The sequence below is a fragment of the Streptomyces sp. NPDC048416 genome, assembly GCF_043200435.1.
In the GTDB taxonomy this organism is placed as follows: domain Bacteria; phylum Actinomycetota; class Actinomycetes; order Streptomycetales; family Streptomycetaceae; genus Streptomyces.
Genome location: NZ_JBICXU010000036.1, coordinates 40,157 through 58,829 on the forward strand (window position 1 = coordinate 40,157; position 18,673 = coordinate 58,829).

General features: G+C 67.9%; 22 protein-coding genes and 1 tRNA gene. 19 read left to right on the plus strand and 4 right to left on the minus strand.

The genetic code is table 11. The annotated features are described in order from the left end of the window. Window positions 1-64: 64 nt before the first annotated feature. The 17 genes from ACGFW5_RS31080 (at window position 65) to ACGFW5_RS31160 (ending at window position 14,857) form a co-directional block, all read left to right on the plus strand. Window positions 65-1,504: a phage major capsid protein gene (locus ACGFW5_RS31080; protein ID WP_393837660.1), complete on the plus strand. Its 1,440-nt coding sequence runs from the start codon at window positions 65-67 to the stop codon at window positions 1,502-1,504. 61 nt (window positions 1,505-1,565) lie between these two features. Continuing rightward, window positions 1,566-1,913 carry a hypothetical protein gene (locus tag ACGFW5_RS31085; protein ID WP_393837661.1) on the plus strand — a complete coding sequence of 116 codons (348 nt, stop codon included), beginning with the start codon at window positions 1,566-1,568 and terminating at the stop codon, window positions 1,911-1,913. Further along, window positions 1,913-2,482: a hypothetical protein gene (locus tag ACGFW5_RS31090; protein ID WP_393837662.1), complete on the plus strand. Its 570-nt coding sequence runs from the start codon at window positions 1,913-1,915 to the stop codon at window positions 2,480-2,482. Before ACGFW5_RS31085 ends, ACGFW5_RS31090 begins: the two co-directional genes overlap by 1 nt. A 16-nt stretch (window positions 2,483-2,498) precedes the next feature. Then, the gene (locus ACGFW5_RS31095) at window positions 2,499-3,386 is read left to right on the plus strand and encodes a hypothetical protein (protein WP_393837663.1); all 888 of its coding nucleotides are present in this window, start codon (window positions 2,499-2,501) and stop codon (window positions 3,384-3,386) included. Then, entirely contained in the window at window positions 3,383-3,850 is a 468-nt protein-coding gene (locus tag ACGFW5_RS31100) for a hypothetical protein (protein WP_393837664.1), read from the plus strand. Before ACGFW5_RS31095 ends, ACGFW5_RS31100 begins: the two co-directional genes overlap by 4 nt. A gap of 9 nt (window positions 3,851-3,859) precedes the next feature. After that, the gene (locus ACGFW5_RS31105; protein WP_393837665.1) at window positions 3,860-4,030 is read left to right on the plus strand and encodes a hypothetical protein; all 171 of its coding nucleotides are present in this window, start codon (window positions 3,860-3,862) and stop codon (window positions 4,028-4,030) included. Next, window positions 4,030-4,995: a phage tail tube protein gene (locus ACGFW5_RS31110; RefSeq protein ID WP_393837666.1), complete on the plus strand. Its 966-nt coding sequence runs from the start codon at window positions 4,030-4,032 to the stop codon at window positions 4,993-4,995. Before ACGFW5_RS31105 ends, ACGFW5_RS31110 begins: the two co-directional genes overlap by 1 nt. Then, complete coding sequence (locus ACGFW5_RS31115) at window positions 4,992-5,447, plus strand: hypothetical protein (protein ID WP_393837667.1); 456 nt, start codon at window positions 4,992-4,994, stop codon at window positions 5,445-5,447. Before ACGFW5_RS31110 ends, ACGFW5_RS31115 begins: the two co-directional genes overlap by 4 nt. 198 nt (window positions 5,448-5,645) lie before the next feature. Beyond that, the gene (locus ACGFW5_RS31120; protein ID WP_393837668.1) at window positions 5,646-6,125 is read left to right on the plus strand and encodes a hypothetical protein; all 480 of its coding nucleotides are present in this window, start codon (window positions 5,646-5,648) and stop codon (window positions 6,123-6,125) included. 49 nt (window positions 6,126-6,174) lie between these two features. Next, window positions 6,175-8,742, plus strand: coding sequence for a phage tail tape measure protein (locus tag ACGFW5_RS31125; RefSeq protein WP_393837669.1), 2,568 nt, complete (start codon window positions 6,175-6,177; stop codon window positions 8,740-8,742). Between the two features lie 2 nt (window positions 8,743-8,744). Further along, entirely contained in the window at window positions 8,745-11,591 is a 2,847-nt protein-coding gene (locus tag ACGFW5_RS31130) for a hypothetical protein (protein ID WP_393837670.1), read from the plus strand. 12 nt (window positions 11,592-11,603) lie between these two features. After that, window positions 11,604-12,140, plus strand: coding sequence for a hypothetical protein (locus ACGFW5_RS31135; protein ID WP_393837671.1), 537 nt, complete (start codon window positions 11,604-11,606; stop codon window positions 12,138-12,140). 13 nt (window positions 12,141-12,153) lie between these two features. Next, window positions 12,154-12,408 (plus strand): hypothetical protein, encoded by a 255-nt coding sequence (locus ACGFW5_RS31140; RefSeq protein ID WP_393837672.1) that lies wholly within the window; start codon window positions 12,154-12,156, stop codon window positions 12,406-12,408. Between the two features lie 71 nt (window positions 12,409-12,479). Beyond that, window positions 12,480-13,289, plus strand: a complete 810-nt coding sequence (locus ACGFW5_RS31145) for a hypothetical protein (RefSeq protein WP_393837673.1) — start codon at window positions 12,480-12,482, stop codon at window positions 13,287-13,289. A gap of 1 nt (window position 13,290) precedes the next feature. Then, the gene (locus tag ACGFW5_RS31150) at window positions 13,291-14,154 is read left to right on the plus strand and encodes a glycoside hydrolase family 25 protein (protein WP_393837674.1); all 864 of its coding nucleotides are present in this window, start codon (window positions 13,291-13,293) and stop codon (window positions 14,152-14,154) included. A gap of 23 nt (window positions 14,155-14,177) precedes the next feature. After that, complete coding sequence (locus ACGFW5_RS31155; RefSeq protein WP_393837675.1) at window positions 14,178-14,435, plus strand: hypothetical protein; 258 nt, start codon at window positions 14,178-14,180, stop codon at window positions 14,433-14,435. A 53-nt stretch (window positions 14,436-14,488) separates the two neighbouring features. Further along, window positions 14,489-14,857, plus strand: coding sequence for a hypothetical protein (locus ACGFW5_RS31160; RefSeq protein WP_393837676.1), 369 nt, complete (start codon window positions 14,489-14,491; stop codon window positions 14,855-14,857). 428 nt (window positions 14,858-15,285) lie between these two features. On the opposite strand, the gene cyaB is transcribed toward ACGFW5_RS31160, so the two are convergent. Further along, entirely contained in the window at window positions 15,286-15,846 is a 561-nt protein-coding gene (gene cyaB, locus ACGFW5_RS31165; RefSeq protein ID WP_393837677.1) for a class IV adenylate cyclase, read from the minus strand. Between the two features lie 16 nt (window positions 15,847-15,862). After that, entirely contained in the window at window positions 15,863-16,705 is an 843-nt protein-coding gene (locus ACGFW5_RS31170) for a helix-turn-helix domain-containing protein (protein ID WP_393837688.1), read from the minus strand. 134 nt (window positions 16,706-16,839) lie between these two features. Here ACGFW5_RS31170 and ACGFW5_RS31175 point away from each other — a divergent pair, with 134 nt between their 5' ends. Continuing rightward, the gene (locus ACGFW5_RS31175; RefSeq protein WP_393837678.1) at window positions 16,840-17,340 is read left to right on the plus strand and encodes a hypothetical protein; all 501 of its coding nucleotides are present in this window, start codon (window positions 16,840-16,842) and stop codon (window positions 17,338-17,340) included. Further along, window positions 17,337-17,576, plus strand: coding sequence for a hypothetical protein (locus tag ACGFW5_RS31180; RefSeq protein WP_393837679.1), 240 nt, complete (start codon window positions 17,337-17,339; stop codon window positions 17,574-17,576). Before ACGFW5_RS31175 ends, ACGFW5_RS31180 begins: the two co-directional genes overlap by 4 nt. Before the next feature lie 9 nt (window positions 17,577-17,585). On the opposite strand, the gene ACGFW5_RS31185 is transcribed toward ACGFW5_RS31180, so the two are convergent. Beyond that, window positions 17,586-17,825 (minus strand): helix-turn-helix domain-containing protein, encoded by a 240-nt coding sequence (locus ACGFW5_RS31185; protein ID WP_393837680.1) that lies wholly within the window; start codon window positions 17,823-17,825, stop codon window positions 17,586-17,588. A gap of 557 nt (window positions 17,826-18,382) precedes the next feature. Next, window positions 18,383-18,455: transfer RNA gene (locus ACGFW5_RS31190), tRNA-Arg, on the minus strand. Window positions 18,456-18,673 lie beyond the last annotated feature (218 nt).

The following is an 18,673-nucleotide window of genomic DNA, read 5'->3' on the forward strand; positions in this document are numbered from 1 at the left end:
GAGCCGCACCCAGGCCACCACCCGCCACGGGCACGCCACCACCCACTCCCAGAAGGGAACCGCCATGTCCAAGGCCCTCATCGACGGCCTGATCAAGCGGCGTGCCGAGCGCAAGACCGAGCTCGACGCCCTGCTCCAGGCCCCGACCGCCGAAACCCGCGACCTCAACGACGACGAGCGCAGCAAGTTCGACGCGATCGAGAAGGAGATCCGCGAAATCGACGACCGGATCAAGGAACTCGACGAACAGCTGACCCGGGATGCCTCGGCGGCCGAGGTCGCCAAGCGGTACAAGGCGCCGGCGCCCGGCGAGGGTGTCCGCTCCGAGCCGCGCGCCTACCAGCGCGGCCTGCGCCACTCCTACTTCCTCGACCTGGCCCGCGACCAGATCAACCGCGGCGACGGCGACGGCGGTGTCGAGGCGGCCCGCGAGCGTATCCGCCGGCACACGGCCGAGCTGGAGGTCGACATGCCGCGCCGTGAGGCGCAGCGTGCCGCCCGCGCGGAGAGCGAGCTGCGCGGCATCGACAAGATGTCGTCGTTCGAGAAGCGCACCAATCCCAACCGCACCGACGGGCAGGGCGGCTACTTCGTGCCGCCGCTGTGGCTGGTGGACGAGTACATCGACCTGCCGCGCTTCGGCCGCACGTTCGCCAACAGCGTCCGCAACATGACGCTGCCGTCCGGCACCGACAGCATCAACATCCCAAAGGTCGCCACCGGCACGCTGACGGGCGTGCAGACCGCCGACGCCGCCGCCGTGACCAGCCAGGACATGACGGACACGTTCGTGTCCGCGCCGGTGCGCACGATCGCCGGTCAGCAGGACATCGCGCTGCAGCTCCTGGACCAGTCGCCGGTCGGGTTCGACGAGATCGTCTTCGCCGACCTGATGGCGGACTACAACCTGCGCCTGGACTCCCAGTGCATCTCGGGCTCCGGCACGTCCGGCCAGCTCAAGGGCGTGCTTAACGTGTCCGGTATCAACGCCGTTACCTACACGGACGCCTCCCCGACTGTCCCCGAGCTGTACCTGCCGTGGCTGCAGGCCATGTCCAAGGTCTCGACGGGCCGGAAGATGGGCGCGACCGCGGCGTTCGTCACCCCGGCCCGCTGGTACTGGATGATGTCGGCCCTCGACTCCTCGAACCGGCCGCTCGTCCTGCCCGACACCAGCTCGCCGTTCAACCCGCTGGCACTGCAGACCGGCAGCGACGCCGAGGGCTACGTCGGCAGGGTCGCCGGTCTGCCGACCCTCACCGACGGCAATATCCCGTCCAACCTGGGCGGCGGCTCCAACGAGGACCGGGCGATCATCGCCCGCACCCCGGACATCTACCTGTGGGAGGGCGCGATGCGCTCCCGCGTCCTGACCGAGGTGCTGTCCGGCACCCTCCAGGTCCGCCTCCAGGTGTGGAACTACGCCGCGTTCATGGCGGACCGCCGTCCCGAGGCGATCTCCGTGATCTCCGGTACCGGCCTCATCGCCCCGTCCGGTTTCTGAGCCCCCGGGGCCGCCGTATGAGGGTGCGGCGGCCCCGGGCCATCCCCGAAAGGATCAGCCGATGCATGACCGCATTGCTGAACTGGCCGGGCTCCGGGCGGAGCTGGCCACCTGCAAGAACGGGCCGCGCGAGACGTGGCGCGACAAGACCGACGAGGTGCAGGCACAGATCGACCGGGTCCGCGGCGAACTCGACGAGGCGGCCGAGGCGCTGGAGACCCAGTCGACGACGCTCGCCGACGGCGGGCAGGACGTCCGCGCGGCCGAGGCCGCGGTCGAGGCGCGCCGGATCCGCGCCGTGCTCGCCGAGGGCGAGGACGACGGCGCGCGTGCGCCGCTCCCCAAGCGCGGCAAGCGCACCGCGCAGGCCGCGAAGGCTCCCGAGAACGCCAGCGGGGGCGGTTCCTGATGCCGCTGACCAACGGTCGTTATCCGTCCAAGAACCCGCAGTGGCTGGCCGCCGGGCAACCGTTCGGCACCTACCGCACCAACCTGGAACGTGGCTTGGTCGTCTCCGACTTCGCCGTCCTGACGACCCAGGTCATGCAATCCACTCTGGTCTACCTCCAGGCCGGTGACCTCGTCACGAACCTGACGTTCAAGTCCGGGGCGACGGCCGCGGTGACGCCCACGAACTGGTGGTTCGCGCTGTACAGCGACGACGCGACCCCGGTTCTTCTGGCGCAGAGCGTCGACCAGACCACGGCCGCGTGGGCGGCCAACACGGCCAAGACGCTGGCCCTGGCGACGCCGGTCAGCATTCCCCGCTCGGGAATGTACTCGGCGGCCGTCATGGTGAAGGCCGGCACGACACCGAGCCTGCTCGGCGCCGGGACGATCCTGGGCGCGGTGTCCGGGTTCGTGGCCGGTGACCTGATGCTCGCCCAGAACAGCGGTGCGTCCCTTGCCGCGACCGCGCCGAGCACCATCACGGGCGGTTCCGCGATCGGGTTCGTGCCGCGCGTCGTCGCGACCTGACGGAGGGTGGGGCGCCGTGTCGTTGATCTACTACACCGGGCAGGACATCGGTCTGACCACGACCGTGGTCGACGACACCGGCGCCGTGCCCGGCGGTGAGCTGTCCGTAGCGCTGACCGTCACCGACCCCGCGGGCACGGTCACGCAGCCCGCGACGGCTGACGCCGGGTCGGGTCGCTACACCGCGGTCGTCCCGGCGGCCGCCGTGTCCGGCGTGTGGCTGTACCGGTGGACGGCGACCGGTACCGGTACCGGGTTCGTTGATGAGGGCCAGTTCAGTGTGCGGCCGCTCGGAGTCGAGCAGCTGGTCGACCTCGCGTCGGTCAAGGCCCACCTGAACATGAACCCCACCGACACCCGGCAGGACGACGAGCTGCAAGGGTTCATCCTCGCGGCCGCCGACCTCGCCCGGGACGTCGTGGGCCCCGTCCTGCCCGAGCAGCACACCGAGTGGCACAACGGCGGCGTGGTGGCGCTCAGCCTGGACTGGAAGCCCGTCACGTCGGTCCAGTCGGTCACCGAGTACGTCGCCGCCTCGACCTGGGTCCTCACCGAGCAGCCGCTGGGCACCTCGACGGACGCCTACGGCTACACCGTTGACCTCGACCGCGGCCAGATCGTCCGCCGCGCCACCGGCGGCGCCGTCTGCTTCCCGCACGGCGTCAAGAACGTCAAGGTCGTGTACACGGCCGGGCGATCGGGTTCCGTGCCGTGGAGTGTGCGGCTGGGCACTCTGGAACTGATCCGGCATCTGTGGCAGCTCACCCAACAGGGCGGCCGAACCCGCTTCGGCGGAAGCACCCTCGACGGCGCCGACAGCGGCATCGTCCCCATCGGGTTCGCCCTCCCGCAGCGCGTCATCGAACTGTGGGCGCCGTACCGGAGGGGGCCCGGCATCGCATGACGATCCCCAACTCCACGGCGCCGGCCGCGCGCCGCTACCTGGTCGAGCAGTGCACCGCGCAGCTCACCCTGGACCCGCTGAACACGCGGGCGTCGCTGCTCGTCTGCTACGACGACCCAGGCACGAACGAACCCGGCGACATCGTCTCCATCGGCCGGATCGCCCGCACGATCAACCCGAACAGCATGGTCGGCTCGGGCGGGGCGGGCTGGCTCGAAGAGCAGTACACGGTGACCGTCACCATCGACTTGTTCCGTGGCGGCGACGACGCGCAGGCCATCTTCGAGCGTGGGGCGCTGCTCGTGGACCAGGTGTGCGCGATCGTCCGCGCCGATCCATCCCTCGGCGGTCTCGTGCTGGTCGCCCGGCCGATCTCCTCGGAGATCGAGGGCGAATGGGACGAAAAGCACATGGGTCGCCACGTCTTGGCCACCCTCGAAATCCACTGCTACCAGCGCATCTAGGAGGGCGGCGTGGCCGCGTACACCTACCGGGGCACGGAGCCCCGCTACTACCCGGGCCTCGGCATCGAGGCTGTCCCCGGCCTGTCGGCCGACCTCGATGACGACCCGGGAGACGGCCGCTGGGAGCCGACCCGCGGCGCGAAGACTGCGGTGAAAACCGCGCTGAAGGACGGTGAGTGATGCCTCAGCCCACGTTCCGGTCATTCCTGGGGATCGCGAAGGAAGCGACGTTCGGCACCGCGGTGCCAGCCACGAACTTCATCCCCGTCAAGAGCATGAAGCCCAAGGACAAGCAAGATCTCCTCGATGACGCGGGCATGCGCGGCTCGATGGTCGACTCCTACGGCAAGATCTCTGGGCCGTTGATGAGTGAGTTCGATTTCGACGGCGATGTCTTCCCCGACACCATCGGTTTTCCGCTGACCGGTGTTCTCGGCGATCTGACGAGCACCGGCTCGTCGGCGCCATACACGCATGCCCTGGCCGTGTTGAACACGGGCACGGGCCAGCCGCCGAGTTACACGATGTCGGACTTCTACACGATCACCACGCGGCAGTACGCGGGCGCCAAGATTAGCGAGGTCGGCCTAAAGTTCTCCGGGGACGGCCTGCTGACATATAGCGCCAAGGCGGTGGCCCTCGGGTCGGCCCCGACGTCGGCCCCGACCCCGTCGTACACGGCAGTCCCACCCCTGGCGGGCTGGGTCGGTGCGGTCAGCATCGGCGGCTCGGCGTCCACGTTCCTCATCGACGGCGAATGCACCATCAAGCGATCGGTCGACGCCATCCACACGGTGGATGGCACCGCCGCGCCCTACGCCCTGTGGTCCGGGCCGGTGTCGGTCAGCGGAAAGCTGAACCTGGTCATGGAGGACGACACCCAGCTCCAGAACTACCTCAACAACTCTCAGCCGTCCCTGGATATCAACTACACCCAGGGCGCTGCCGCGGCGCTGGTGCAGGTGAAGCTCCACATGACGAAGTGCGCGTTCACGACCGCTGAAATCGACCGCGGCAAGGACTACATCGCCTTGTCCGTGGACTACGAGGCGGTAGCGAACACCACGGACGTCGGCGGCAGCGGCGGCTACTCCCCGATCAAGGTCACCCTCCAGAACGCCCTCACGACAGGAACGTACAAGTGACGGACACCCTCGACATCACGCAGCCCAACCGGATTCCTCTGCCGGGTGGTTGGGCGGACCTGCGGCCGGTCTGCGACATCACCGAGCGGATGCGGCGCCCCATCAAGCGCCTGTCCGCCCGCCTCACGAGCTACCCGGCGTTCCTGGAGGCCATCCAGGAAGCGCAGGCCAAGGGCGAGGGCGCGAACCTGACGGCCGAGGACCAGCTGAAGGTGGCGGCCACCATGGGGGACGCCTTCGACGTGCTGGAGGAACTTCAGGACCAGCTCGTCATCGCCGCCGTGCGCGGCTGGTCCTGGGACTTCCCCGTCACCGCGGACGCGGTCCTCGACCTGCCCACACCTGCGCTCGACGAGCTGCGCGCCGCTGTCGCCCCGTACCAGAACGCGCTGAACCCGAACTTCGAGCCGAGCCCGGACCCGGCGTCCCCTACCGAGCCCTCCAGCGCCTGAGAGGCGTTCTGGAGGGGGCATTCGAGTACGGCCCCGGTGAACTGCCCGACGAGGAGTACCGGACGTGGCGGCTGTGCACCATGCTGCACTGCCGACCGTCCGACCTCGGCACCGAGTCCGCCGTCGATCTTGACTGGCTGCTCGCCGTCGACAACATCGTTGCGCGCGTGCGCGCAGATCAGGAAAGGCGGGCAGCCCGTGGCTAGTGGTGTCAGTATCGCCGTGCGCGGCGCGAAGGAGTGCGATGCGGCGCTGGCCGCGATGAACGCACGCATCAATGCGGCGACCCTGAAGGCTCTGAAGGCCTCTCAGACGACCGCGAAGGCGTCGGTGAAATCCGGCATGCGTGGACGGCCCCGGTGGGACCACCGCGGGAGGTCGGACCGCACCGGACCGGGCGTCAGCCTGCACCTGACTCCCCACCACGTCTCGAAGACAGGCGGCCCCGGCAAGCTGACGGGCCATCTCTACGGGGCCGTTGGCGGTGTCAAGCGCCCTAAGCCCCTACCCAAGGGCGGGTACAGCGGGGGCGTTGGCTGCGGTGGCACGAAGAGCGTCACGAACAACTACCGCGGAGAAGTCGAAGAGCGGTACCCGTACGTGAAGCCGGGCGTCCGCAAGGCCGAGCCGAAGATGGCCGTGGTCTGGCAGGCGGCTTGGGCGAAGGCCATGCGCTAACTCAAGAGCGGCACTGACGGGAGGTGATCCTGTGGGTGCACTGCCTCCGGTGTTCGTGGAGTTCATGGGCAGCTTCGCCGGGGTCAAGGCGGCTGCCACCGGCGTGAAGACCCAGATTGCCGAGGTCGACGCAGCGGGCGCAGGTGCTTTCGCGAAGACCGGCATGATGGGCAAGGCCGCGCTGCTGGGCCTCGGGGCGGCCGCCGCACTGGCTGCGAAGAAGACCGTCCAAATGGCCGGTGACTTCCAGGTTCAGATGACCCGCGTGCGTACCGGAGCGGGCGAGGCCGCCGCCAACATGAAGATGGTCGGCGACGGCGTGCTCGCCATGGCGGGCGAGGTCGGCCAGTCGACATCGCAGCTGACGGCTGGTCTGTACATGGTCGAGTCCGCGGGCTATCACGGTGCGGACGCGCTGAAAGTCCTGAAGGTCAGCGCTGAGGGCGCCAAGGTCGGCGCGGCCGATTTGCACACGACCACCGACGCGGTCACGACCGCGATGAACGCGTACAAGATGTCCAGCGGTGACGCCACCACCGCGATGAACGCTCTGATCGCGACTGAGGCCGAGGGCAAGACGAACCTCGAAGCTCTCGCCGGGTCGATGTCGTCGATCCTGCCGGTGGCCGCGGCGGCCGGCGTCCGCCTGAACGAGGTCATGGGCGCAATGGCGACGATGACCGCGCAGGGCACGCCGGCCGCAGTCGCGGCGACGTACCTGCGGCAGACGATCGGCCAGCTCTCCAACGTCCTGCCCAAGGCGGCGACGACGATGAAGGGCCTCGGCCTCAACGCCATCGACGTCGAGAAGGAACTTGGGTCGCAGGGCCTGGCAGCGACCCTGACGACGCTGACTGACGCCATTAAAGCGAAAATGGGGCCGTCCGGCACCGTGCTCATCAGTACGCTGCAAAAGGCCTCGTCCAATTCAAAGGACTTCGAGGGCCAGCTCAATAAGCTGAGCGGTTCCCAGAAGACGTACATCGGCGCCCTGGCGACGATGGTCGGTGGCACGAAGTCCATGATGGGCGCCCTTCAGTTGACCGGGTCTCACATGGCCACATTCCAGTCCAACATCAAGGGCGTCGAAGAGCACGTCAAGGCCGGTGGCAAGTCTATCGAGGGCTGGGCGGACGTTCAGAAGAACTTCAACCAGAAAACGGCAGAGGCGAAGGCCTCACTGCAAGCGTTTGGCATTCAGATCGGGCAAGTCCTGATGCCCTACGTACAGGCCATCATCGGTGTCCTCGCAACGGCCGCGTCGTGGATGGCCAAGCACGCCCTCGCCGCGAAGATCGCGGCCGGGGTCATCGGCGGGGTGCTGCTGTTCTCGATCGCCGCGTTGACGGCAGCGCTGTACAGCATGGCTGCGGCGGCCTCCGTGAACCCCGTGACGTGGATCATCCTCGGCGTGGTGGCGCTGGTCGCGGCTCTCGTCGTGCTGGCTACCCACTGGTCGACCGTGTGGGGGGCGATCAAGGGAGTTGCGGAGACCGTCGGCCACGCGCTGATGTCGGTGTGGCAGTCGATCGCGTCAGAAGCGACTTCGATCTGGGGCAGCATTACGGGCACGGTGATGGGCGCCTGGAATGCGATCGCCGGGTTCTTTTCCAGGGCCTGGCATCAGGTGGTTGATCCGCTGGTGCTGGGTTGGAATGTGCTCTGGGGCATCACGATGACCGTCTGGAATGCAATCTCCGGGTTCTTCAAAAAGTGGTGGCCACTCCTGCTGGTGATTTTCTTTCCGTTCGTGGCGTTGGTCATCGCGATTTGGAATCATTTCCATGAGCAGATTATCGGCACCGCGAAGACGGTATGGAATGCCATATCGGGTTTCTTCGTGGCAGTTTGGAACGGTGTCAAAACCGTGGCGACGGTGGTTTGGGGCGTGATTCGCGCTGCTATCGTTGACCCGATCGTATCCGCCTGGGACTTCATCAAGACCGTGTGGGCTGCCATTTCGAGCTACCTACAGTCGAAATGGAATGCCATCAAAGCGATCGCCTCGGTCATTTGGACGGGCATCAAGTCCAGCATGATCAACCCGCTGTTGGGCGCTCTCTCCACGATCACCAGCGTCATCAGCCGCGTCTCGTCTGCGATCTCCGGCGGCCTCAACCGCGCATGGAACGCCGTCAAGGGCGTCGGGAACCTGTTCCTGAGTATCGGCTCGTCGATCGTCATGGGCATCGTCCACGGCGTCGAAAACGCAGGTGGCTTTCTCCTGAGTTCCCTGAAGAATCTGGCGAGTCGCGCCTTGTCGGGGGCGAAGAGCTTCCTGGGCATCAACAGCCCGTCGAGGGTTTTTGCCGACAACGTCGGCGTGGCGATCCCCGAAGGCATCGCCAAGGGCATCACCGACAACGCTCACCTCGCAGTGCGGTCGGTCACCGCGATGTCCGGGGCGCTCGCCAGTCAACAGGTGGGCGTCCCCTCCCTGGCGCTCGCCGGCGTCGGTCCGGGCATCGGCGTCGGCGCGGCCGGGGGCACGGTGACCGTCCACCTGCACGTTCAGGGCTCGATCCTCACCGACAAGGATTTGCAGGACGTCATCCAGGCTCAGTTCCTTCAGCGTGGCGCGATCAGCTCTCAGACCTACCAGCCCTTCCGGAGGTGACCGTGGCCCTCAACGCCAACTGGCCGCTCATCGAGGAGGCGTGGGGGCCGTACTGGAACTCAGCCATCTACCTGACCCCGACGGACCGGTTCACCGAGGTCACGCCCACCACCACAGGCAAGTCGGACAGTAAGCGCGGGCGCCAGTACGAGCTGGATCAAATCCAGCCCGGCACGGCGTCCACCATCCTGACCAACACGACCGGCACCCTCGACCCCGCCAACACGGCCAGCCCGTTCTACGGGAAGATCCAGCCGTTCCAGCCCATGCGGCGCCGGGCGATGTGGCCGCCTAGCATCAATCTCCTGTCGCAGGTCATGGCGACGGGCGGGGATCTCGGCGGGAATGCCGTCGGTACGGACCTCACCACCGTGAACGTCTACTCGGACACGGACGCATCCGCCGCTATCGCCGCGTCCGCCACTGCCTACCAGGGCGCCAACGTCCTCCAGTTTGCGGTGCCGTCCGGCACGGCTGTAGGGGCTCGGATCTGTCACACGGCGGAGCCCGCCGCGTTGCCTGGCCAGACGTACACGATGCAGATGCGTATCCGGAACATCACGCCGGGTACCACATTGCAGGTCAAAGGCGGGCAGGCCTGGTACGTGACGCCTCTAGGCTCCACTACATCGTGGACCTACGGCTCCCCGGCGACGCTTACCGGATCGGCCACCGCCGCCTGGACGCAGATCACCGTCACCGCCACGGCCCTCACAGGGGCAGTCGGCACAGATTTCGGCGCAGTGGTCGCGGCCACTGCTGGCGCGACCTGCACCATTCAGGTCGACGCCTGGCAGCTGGAGAAGGGCTCCACCGTCTCGGCGTGGACGCAGCCGGGCGTCTGGTACCCCATGTACGAGGGCTACGCGAACCAGTGGAAGCCCGCGTTCAACGGCGCACAGTTCTCGACGATCACGCCGAACAGCGTCGATGCACTCTCGCTGCTGTCTCAGTACATCCTCGACGACCCGCTGACCGAGGCCCTGACCGCGGCCGGCGCCCGGTTCGCGTACCGCCTCGACGAGGGCTCGGGCGCGACGCAGTTCGCCGACGCCACAGGCAACTGCGACGTCGTGGGGATCATCAACTCGAAGAACGGGGCAGGCTCGGTGGCTCCCGGCACGCAGATCACGGCAACCGACCCGGTCAACGGCGTGTTCACCGGCAGCACGGGCACCGTCACCACGATCACGAACCCGTCCCCAGGTGTCGGCGCCCTGTTCGCCAGTTCCGTCATCGACCTGACCGGAGCAGGCATCAAGGGGCCGACTGACCCCACGGTGTGGACCCGCGCGATCGCGTTCCGGTACACGGGCCCCACCCCCTCGGACGCAGCTGTCATCTGGTCCTCGATGGACAAGCAGCACGCACCGACCGGTGCCCTGGCTACGGGGAGCAAGATTTTCCTGGCGGTCGGCTCGGATACGCACCTGTACTTGACGGTCGGTGGCCCCACGAACGTCAGCCTGTCTGCGCCGTTCCAGCTCAACGACGGATCAATTCCGAGCGTGGCAGATGGGAATTGGCACCTCGCGATTTTCGGGTGGTCCCAGGCTGACGGCGAGATGCGCGTCAGCATTGATGGGAACAACTGGTTCCGCACGGCCGGGTCCACGATCACCCCGACCGGCCTCGTCAGCGACAGTCTGGGCGCCTGGTACGACGTGGGCCTCGGGGGTGCGGCAGGAGACAATTTCCAGGGCGACATAGCGTTCGCCTGCGAATTCCCCACCTACCTGCTCAACGATGACACCGACGACATTTATGCGGCGTGGAAAAACTCCTTCTCGGGGGAGTCGACGGATGCCCGCTACCTCCGCATCCTCGTATACACCGGGTCCAACATCACCTGGTACATCCAGCCTGGCCTGACGAGGAGCATGGGGCCGGCCGACTTCGCCGGCCAAGACGCTTTCACCGCACTTCAGGCGGTTGTCGACACCGAAGGAGGAGAGCACTTCGTCGGGGCGGACGGCGTCATCAACTTCCGTTCCCGTGGCGCCCGCTACAACGCGACCGTGCCGGCGGCCGTCTTCGGCGAGAACACCGCCGGGGGCGAGTTCCCTTACGAGAGCATCGACCCGGATTACGACACCACACACCTCGCGAACGTCGCGGTGGTCAGTCAGGTCTCGCCCGCCAGCAAGTTCACCGCGCGGGATACGGCGTCGGTCACGGCCTACGGGCCGCGGACCATGACCCGCACGGTCAACTCGACGTCGCCGCAGGAGTGTCAGGACGCCGCGTCCTACCTGGTGTCCCGGTACAAGCAGCCCGCGTACCGCGTCGCCGGTCTCAAGCTCCACCCGTCGGCCTACCCAGCGTTGTGGCCGGTCCTGCTCGGCCTGGAGCTCGGCACCCGGGTACGGGTCATGAAGCGGCCCTTCGGCGCACCGGCAATCCAGATCGACTGTTTCGTCGAGTCGATCCAATGGGACTTCAGCGACAGCAACGAGGCGTTCTGCACGCTCCAGTGCTCGCCCGCCGACCTGACGCCCTACGGCCTGTTCGCCGCGTGGCACACGACGCTGAAAACCACGGTGGCATCCGGCGTCTCGTCGATCACGGTCAACAACTCGCAGGACAACACGAACCCCTTGGCCGCCCAGCTCTCGGTCGGCACGCAGATCGTCCTCGGGCAGAACACCGCCAACCAGGAGACCGTGACCGTCTCGGCGGTCGGGGCGACCTCAGCGGGCTGGACCAGCGCCGTCCTCACCCTCACCGCAGCAACCACCAAAGCCCACACGGCCGGTGACCTGGTCAACGAAGCACTCCCGACCGGAACGACCGACCCCACCACCTGGGACACCGCCAGCGCGTTCGACGCGACCGCGTTCGCCTACTGATCGGAGGGAACCGTGGGCCGCACCGTCCCCGTAGCCGTCACCGAATCGCCCGGCAACTACAACACGAGCGCGCTGTTCAACGCCCAGGTCGCAGCATTGAACAGCTTCCTGACCGCGCCCCCGATCTTCTTCGGATACGCCACGACCGCTCAGTCCATCCCAGGCAGCAACGCAATGGTCGGGCTGAACCTGGACACTGAGCTGCTGGATCCTGACGGCGGGCATTCCACCGTCACCAACACCAGCCGCTACACGCCCACCGTTCCGGGCGTGTACATGGTGTTCGGGTCGGTTGGCTGGCCCAATACCACCGCAGGCGACCGGCGCCTCCAAATTGGTTTCAACGGAAGCGGCGTCGTGGGCAGCGGTTCGTCATTCGACCCGGTCAACGCCGTGACATCCGGCATGCAGTGCTTCGGCCGCGTCACCGCGAACGGCACCACGGACTACATCGAAGTCATGGCCGGGCAAGCCTCGGGCGGCGCCATGAACACCACCGCGGGCAGCATTTTCACGGCATCCATGTGCGTCCACTGGATCAGCCGATAGCGAGGAGAACCCCGTGAGTTCCGTGTACGAATCCACCGAGTACCAGTTCACGTTCACCATCAACAGTGAGACAGGGGAGAACGACGGCGGGTTCACGCTGACATCGGCAGCCGGCGTCACCGACGAGATCGCCCTGAGCATCGTCCAGGGATTCAACGCGCAGCCCTGGCCGCACGGCGTCATCAACCCCATGTCCGTGCTCAAACAGGACCAGGAAAACCGGGTCTACAGCACGAACCTGAACGCGACCCCGCCCTCCTTCAGCTGACTCTGCCGTCCCCTACATCCCTCAACGCCCCGAGCCTCAGGCCGGGGTGTTTGTCATGCTCTGGAGGCATCGTGATCCGCTTCATTGACGAGTACCCCGGTGCGGGCAGGCTCGGCCGTCACGTCGAGCACGACCCCCGCTCCCGCGCCTACGCCCTGTCCGAGGATCTGCTGCCCAGCACGTACACCTCGGCCACGCACGCCGTGCGGATTCCCGTCCTGGATCAGGGCGACCTCGGCAGCTGCACCGGCAACGCGGCCGAGGGCCTGGCCGGCACGGACCCGCTGTACGGCGCGATCCCGGCCACCGTGGCCGCGCGCCCGACCGGCGATGCTGGCGCCGACGAGAAGCAAGCGGTCGCCCTGTACACCGCGGCGACCCGCCTCGACTCGATCCGCGGACAGTACCCGCCCACCGACACCGGCTCCACCGGCCTGGCCGTCGCGAAGGCCGCGCAGGCGGCCGGGCTGATCAGCGGGTACCAGCACGCGCTCAGCCTCGATGCGACACTGAAGGCCCTTACGACAATGCCGCTGATCGTGGGCGTGAACTGGTACGAGGGGTTCGACAACCCGGACGCCTCGGGTCTGGTCAGCATCTCCGGCAGCGTGCGCGGCGGCCACGAGTTCCTGCTCTACGGCATCGACGCAGCCGCCGGGACCGTACTCGCCCGGAACAGCTGGGGAACCGGGTTCGGCGTCGACGGCTGCTTCTCGTTCTCCTTTGACGACCTCGGCCGGCTCCTCGACGAGGACGGCGACGCCACGGTGTTCGTCCCGTTGACCAGCCCTGCCCCCGTCCCGGCACCGCCGACCCCGGCCGGCGTCGACCAGGCCCTGGCCGCCGCCATGCACACCTGGCTGACCGCGAAGGCCCTGTGACGTGGGCGTCTACGGTCAGGACTGGGCGTCGTACCAGTCGACGTCACCCAGTACGAGCGGCCTGTCGTTCGCGTTCGTCAAGGTCACCGAGGGTCTGTCGTACATCAACCCGAACTGGGTGGCGCAGCGCGACCACGCCAGGGCGAACGGTCTGGTGTGGGGCGCGTACCACTACCCCTACATGGCCAACAGCCCGCAGGCCGAAGCAGATCACTTCCTGTCTCAGGTCAAATGGCAGCCCGGCGACCTGATCGTCCTCGACTGGGAGGGCTACGACAAGGCCAACTCCGGGGTGCCCAAGGCGACGCAGGCCGCGTACAAGGACGCGTGGCTGCGGTACGTGAAGGGCCGCATGCCGCACCTGCGGGTCGGCATGTACGCCAACACCGACTACTGGCGCAACGTCGACAAGAGCGGCTTCTACGGCGACTTCCTGTGGATCGCCACCGCCGGACGCGCCGCCGGCGACCCCGGCATCCAGACTCCGTGGCTGTTCCACCAGTACAGCGAAGCAGGCGGCCTCGACCGCGATTACTGCCACCTCGACGCCGCCGCGCTCCGAGCGTGGGCCCTCGGCACCCCAACCCCGGAGGACGACATGGCTACCACCCCCCTCGACGTCTGGTCGTACAGCCACGGCGACAAACCGGACGTACACCAGACCCTCATGGACGCCGCAAACGCCGCCGCAGCCGCGCAGGCCGGCGTCGCCGCGCTGAGCAAGAAAGTCGACACGCTCGGCACCACCGGCGCGAGCGACGCGCAGATGCAAGCGCTCGCCGCCGCGATCGCCGCGAACCCGGCGCTCGCCGACGCCATCGCCGACAAGGTCGCCGCCAACATCGCGGCCCGCCTCGACAGCTGACCCCTCACAGAAACGGATCCACCATGTCCATTCCTTCGATCAACGGCCTCGTGAAGACCGGCGAGACCTACGCCAAGGACGTCACCGAGCGGGTGCTCGCCACGTTCGTCGGGGCCGCGTGCGGCATCGGCGTGGCGGCCGGCCCGGCCGACATGTTCCACGCCAGCTTCTGGGAGACCATGGGCGCGGCCGGTATCGCCGCGGCCGCGTCGCTCGTCAAGGGCATGCTCGCCCGCGCGATCGGCGACAAGAACAGCGCCTCGACCGCACCGGGCGTGTGATGTGGGGCGCGGGGGCGTGGCGGCCCGTCTCGCGCCGCCGCGCCATCCTCATCGTGGGGGGTCTTGGCTGGGCCGCATACGGCTACCTCGGCATCCTCAATGACCCCGGGTACGCCCGGTCCCGCAGCCTGGACTACCTGACCGCGCACGTCCCGCTGACCCTGTTGGGCTGGGGGTGGGTCGTCTGCGGGCTGGTTGCCGTGCTGGCGGGGCTCGTGGCGTCGCACCGGCAGAGCGTCGGGTTCGGCACGCTCGCCGTACCGGCTGCGGTGTGGGCCGCCGCGTTCACGATCTCGGCGTCCCGCGGGTACGGGCCGGCGGCGGGCTCGGCCGCGGCGTGGGTCAGCTTCGCGATCCTCATCACGATGGTGAGCGGTATGGAAGATCCCCTGCCGCCGCACCTCAGAAAGCGCGGTGACTGATGGATTGGGGAGTGCTCGCCACGGCTGGAGTCGGGGCGCTCGGGGGCATGGCGGCGTGGTCGCAGTCTCGGCGGGCGTCTCGGCGGGACGACTTCGCGGCGATCACGACGCGTCTCGACCAAGAGCTGAAGGACGAGCGGACGCAGCGGAAGTTGCTGACCTCGTTCGTGTTGGACTTGTTGAAGTGGGCCCGCAAGGTGGAGCCGACGTCTGAGGCAGGCCCGTTGCCCGACCCGCCGGCGGACTTGGATTTGTCGCCATGGCGTAGGTAGGTGTTCCCCCCGTCGCCTTCGGGCGGCGGGGGGTGTTTTGCGTCTCAGGCGGACTGTTTGGGGAGTTTGGCGCCGGGCTGGCCCGCGAACCAGGGTCGCCGAGCACAAACGCCCCCTGGCCGCCCTTCGGGCCAGTCAGGGGGCGTTGTGTCGTGTTCAGGATGAGGTGCGTCCCGCCCGTACGGCGTCGGTGTACAGCTCGGTCGTCAGGTCCTCTTCCTCGATGCCGAGGTCGCGGAGCACCGCCCGGACGTCACCGAGGGCTGCGGCAACGTCTGCTTCGTCCACGATCGTCTCCAGCTCGACGAACGTTCCGTCGATCTCCGGGACGCGGACCAGGGTGGCGACCATCTTGCGGCCGTTAGCCTCGAAGTCGTAGTTGCGGCACCGCTTCTCGAAGGCGACGACCGGTACGTAGCCGAGCCCTCGCAGCAGCGCGTGGACGGCTTCAGGATCGCTGACCCAAGTCTCGTGCTCGGGCTTCGACCCGGACGCCTCATCCACCTTGGCGCCCTTGTACGTCAGCAGTGTTCGCGTTTCATCGGTGCCGTGCACGGTGCGCACCCGCAGCTCCTTATCGGAGCCCTCCAGGCGGCCGGCGGGGTCGTCGTAATACGTGTCCTGGTACACCTCGGCCCGTCCGGTAGTCCGCTCGTCGAGCCGCTTCACTACCGCCTCGGGGGTATGGACGCGTGCCTTCAGCTCTGCCTCGATCACCGGCGATCCCCTCTCTCTACACCGTGCGTTCGGCCCCGTCGACGATGGCCTGGAGCATCCGCCGGAACCCGCGGTACAACGGTCCGTGCGCCGTCTCCATCACCTTGTAGCACGCCGACTCGTGCCCCTCCCAGCCCGCGTCAAAAGCCCCGACGAACATCGTCGAATCGGTGCGGATCACGCGCCACGTTGGGAGCATGCTGTACCGGTACACCTGCACGTCGCAGCTGCCGGAGAGTTCGCGCAGCCGCGCCTCGGCCAGACGCACCCCACTGGCAAGGGACTCAGCCGACTCGCCGATCTCGGCGGCCCGTTGGGCGGTAGCGGGAGACTCAGGGTCGAGGAGCAGCAGCCGCACACGGAGCCCGTGGCCCCCCTGCCCGCGCGGCAGGCAGGCGCGGAGGAGGGAATCGTTCAGGCCGATGAGGCCCAGCCCGCGGACGGCCAGGACGTCAAGCTCCCGGGCCGCGCGGGCTTGCTGCTGGATCTCCTCGCGCGCGGACGCCTGGGACGCGTAGACACGCACGACTTCCGGGAAGACCGCGAGGTCGAAGGCAGCACCGCCGGAGCGTTTCTCCCTGCTCGCCGCGAGGCCGAGGAGGTGGCGGGCGTCGTCGGGCATATCGAGGCCGTCGGCGATCCGTTCGTACACGTCGAGGCGGGACACCTCTCGGCGGCCGTTGATGATCTCATTGACGCGCCCCTGCGCTATGTCGACGGCCGCGCCGATCCTCGCCTGACTGGCCCCGGAGTACTGCTGCACGCGCCGGAAGACCGCGCCCATGTCGCGGCGGCGCAATGCCTCCCGCAGTTCGGCTGTCTCCCACGCCCAAGCGGGGAGGTCGATCCCTGAAGTCATCGTCTGCACGGCCAACTCCTCTATCCGTGAGGGATAGGAACCCATCTCACGGTGAGATTACCGCTTGGGTATCGAGCCAGCACCGTGTGTAACGAGATCCTGAGAGGCCGAAGCAGTCGACGGCGGAGGCACCCATGACCACCCTCATCCATCCCCTCACCGAGTCCGAACGGGAAGCGATCTCAGACTGGCTCGCCAGCAGTCTCAACCGGCCCTCCGATGCGTACACGCACTGGGCCGACCGCCGTCTCGCCGTCCTCGCGCTCGGCCGCCGGTTCTGCGCGTTCCGCCTCGCCGACGAACTCGTCCACGCCGGCGATGCCACAGGGTTCTCGACCGCCTCTACGATCCTGCGCACCCTCGGCGGCCCGGTCATCCACGACCCGGGCGGCCGCCGCTTCTACGCCCTGGTGCCACCGGCTCCGCCCGGCCCGGATCTCGGCCCACACGCCGCGTATCTCGGTCTCGGCCACTTCGTCGGCGTGCCACGGGTCGGAGAAAACGAGCAGACCGAAACGTGGTCAAGCTATTGGGCCGTGCCTATGTCCTGGCCTGGCGCCCTGTGCGACCCGGCTCGGGTGCTGGGGCTGATTCGGGCCGGCACGGCCGCGCTCGGCGAGGGGGCCGACTCGTGAAGAGGTGGGACTACGTCGTGTACGACCGCGAGGGGCGGACGGGGCTCATCATCCTCGACCTCGGCCCCGACATGAAGCGGATCGCCTTCCTGCGGCCGTCTCCACCCGGCCAGCTGAGCGAGGCGACCATCCGGACCGGCGAGTTGCGTCCGGCCTCGGCAGTGGAGACGGAGGCCGCGCGGGCGGCGGGGCTGACTCGGGAGTCCCAGCGGAGTTTCTTGCCGCGCCGGCCCTGAGCATCCCCTCTATTGCCTCACGAGGTCCGCGAGGGGTACGCCGATCGCGTCGGCGATTCGAATCAGGCTGTCAAGGAGCGGGCTCGCGTGGCCCTGCTCGATTCGGTTGTACGTGGCCCGGTCGATTCCGGTACGTCCGCCGACCTGCTCTTGTGTGAGGTTCGCTCGCAGGCGTGCGGCACGGATGCGGTCACCGACGGCCTGGCGGCGCGCGAGTACCCAGTCGGGCGGTGGAACGGAGCGGGGCACTGTCCCACGCTCATGGCTCCATGATCGAATGTATGTAGGGTGAAGCCTACATTGAATGATCTTTCCTCAGTTGGGTATTCCTCGGAGTCCCCCACGCATACGCCCGGCCGCGCCGCCCGTGCGCGCGCAGTCGGGTTGGACGGTCGGCGGCGTACGTAGATCCGCCTGATTCGACCGTCCCGTGCTCTGATTCGGTCAGGGCACGCCGCCCCGCCCCTTTCTCGGGGGCGGGGCGGTTTACTGTGCAAGAAGGCCCCCCGCCGACTCATGCGGCAGGGGGCCTCTTCCTGTGGGCCGAACCTCCCCGAACGGACACCACAGGTTGTCGACCGGCGTAGATCTGGCGCACGTGGGGGAGACGCGCCGGCCCCGGTCGGACAGCACTCTAACGAGTTGTTGAACCTGAGCAAGTCCCTCGGACGGGTGACGTGGGAATCGCCGCCGGGCTCGCGATCGCGTGGGGATGTGGAATCTATGTGGAAGTTGATCATGAAAGAGGCCTCCCGTTCGAATGAATGGGAGGCCCCTCAGCGGTGCTTACCTGCTGTCCAGTTCGGTGCCCCCGGGCAGATTCGAACTGCCGACACCCGCTTTAGGAGAGCGGTGCTCTATCCCCTGAGCTACGGAGGCGCGGATCTCGGGAGCGGGTGTCGGGAGGGGCGGCTGATGCCGCTGATCCCGGGCACGTCGGTCCACTGATCCGGCGGGCGCGCCAGCGGGCCGGCACGCCACCGTCAGTGTAGCGGGTGGGAGTGCGGGGGCGAGGGGGTTACCCCGCTCGGTGCCGGGAGGACGGTTGTGGGGCGGCTTGCGGAGTTGATCAGGCAAGGGGAGCCCAGCTGATGGGG

What these genes read in the sequence shown, in the direction of transcription:
- ACGFW5_RS31080 (WP_393837660.1), top strand. Translation starts at nt 65, where the DNA reads ATGTCCAAGGCCCTCATCGACGGCCTGATCAAGCGGCGTGCCGAGCGC.
- ACGFW5_RS31085 (WP_393837661.1), top strand. Translation starts at nt 1,566, where the DNA reads ATGCATGACCGCATTGCTGAACTGGCCGGGCTCCGGGCGGAGCTGGCC.
- ACGFW5_RS31090 (WP_393837662.1), top strand. Translation starts at nt 1,913, where the DNA reads ATGCCGCTGACCAACGGTCGTTATCCGTCCAAGAACCCGCAGTGGCTG.
- ACGFW5_RS31100 (WP_393837664.1), top strand. Translation starts at nt 3,383, where the DNA reads ATGACGATCCCCAACTCCACGGCGCCGGCCGCGCGCCGCTACCTGGTC.
- ACGFW5_RS31110 (WP_393837666.1), top strand. Translation starts at nt 4,030, where the DNA reads ATGCCTCAGCCCACGTTCCGGTCATTCCTGGGGATCGCGAAGGAAGCG.
- ACGFW5_RS31155 (WP_393837675.1), top strand. Translation starts at nt 14,178, where the DNA reads ATGTCCATTCCTTCGATCAACGGCCTCGTGAAGACCGGCGAGACCTAC.
- ACGFW5_RS31170 (WP_393837688.1), bottom strand. Translation starts at nt 16,705, where the DNA reads ATGACTTCAGGGATCGACCTCCCCGCTTGGGCGTGGGAGACAGCCGAA.
- ACGFW5_RS31175 (WP_393837678.1), top strand. Translation starts at nt 16,840, where the DNA reads ATGACCACCCTCATCCATCCCCTCACCGAGTCCGAACGGGAAGCGATC.